Here is a 1351-nt window from a genome sequence, read left to right on the forward strand (position 1 = left end):
GTGTCAAGCCCCGTGTTTGATGGAGAGTTTTCTACTTGGAATTCATCGGCTCACCCACGAGCTACGCAGCCCGTGGCATCGTGCTGAGATGATCGGCTCGGAACGCGGCGGGAGTCGCCCCACCAAGTGCTCCGTGGGGCCGGTACGTGTTGAACCAGTGCACCCACTGCGCCGTGGCGATCTCGACATCATCAATACCTTTCCAGGGACCCTTGTTCCGGATGAGTTCGGCCTTATAGAGTGAATTCAGCGCTTCAGCGAGGGCGTTATCGTATGAATCTCCTTTCGACCCGACAGACGCGACTGCGTCTTGCTCAGCCAGGGCCTCGCCATAGCGAATCGCTCGATACTGGACCCCGCGGTCCGAGTGATGCACCAGCCCAGACAGGTCGTGACCAGCACGTTTACGCTGATAGATCCCCATCTGCAAAGCGTCAAGAGCCAACTCGGTATGCAACGACCTCGAGACCTGCCAGCCGACGATCTCGCGATTGAACACGTCGGTGACGAACGCGACGTAGACCCACCCTGTGAACGTGTGCACATAGGTGATATCGGCCACCCACAGCCGGTCAGGAGCGAAGGCTTCGAAGTGCCGATCGACGAGATCGGCCGGGCAGTTCTCCCGCGGTGCTGACCTCGTAGTGTTCGGTGCCTTGGCCCTCTTGATCCCGTGTAGATCGAGGTCTCTCATCAGGCGCTCGATCGTGCAACGGGCCACATGCCCGCGACCATGCGAGTCAGGTTCGCGGTTGAGCACGATATGCATCTTCCTGGCTCCGAACGCATCGTAATTCTTCCCGTGCACAGTGCTGATCTCTTCTTTCAATACCTCGTCACGTTTCTGTCGAGCCGAGGCTGGTCGATGTTTGCGGGCATAGTAGGTACTCGGAGCGATCTTCACGCCGGCAGCACGCAGCGTGGCACAGATCGGCTCGACTCCGAGTTCGTCCTTGTGCTCGTCGATATACGAGCAGACTACTTCGAGGGGCGGTCGAGCTCCGCCGCGAAAAAAGCCGAGGCCGACTTCAGGATTTGGTTGGCCCGGCGCAGTTCCCGATTCTCCTTCTCGAGGTCCTTGATGCGCTGGGCTTCAGCGGTGGTAGTGCCGGGGCGGTCGCCGGCATCGACCTGGTCCTGATTGACCCAGGACCGCAGTGTTTCTGGGTTCACACCGAGTTGGTCGCCGATCCGGCGGAAGACGCCGCGGCGGGCACCAGGGTCAGCTTCGAGGGCGTCGAGGACCATGCGGACTGCTCGTTCGCGTAGCTCGAGGGGGTACTTCTTTTGGGGCATGACAGGGAAGTCCTTTCCGTGGCTTCACTGTCTCCATTATTCCCGGGGCGAATCA

At 60.1% G+C, this 1351-nt stretch carries 1 protein-coding gene and 1 other annotated feature; the gene reads right to left on the bottom strand.

The features are described from left to right. Window positions 1-61: 61 nt before the first annotated feature. A protein-coding gene (locus ACT3S6_RS15865; protein ID WP_373270471.1) for an IS3 family transposase occupies window positions 62-1296 on the bottom strand; the annotation gives its coding sequence in 2 pieces (ribosomal slippage) (window positions 62-1011 and window positions 1011-1296; 1236 coding nt in all). Next, window positions 890-1018 (bottom strand) — a sequence feature (AL1L pseudoknot). Its footprint overlaps the gene before it by 129 nt. Window positions 1297-1351: the final 55 nt, after the last annotated feature.

Source organism: Arthrobacter sp. AOP36-C1-22 (assembly GCF_052377515.1).
In the GTDB taxonomy this organism is placed as follows: Bacteria; Actinomycetota; Actinomycetes; order Actinomycetales; family Micrococcaceae; genus Arthrobacter_H.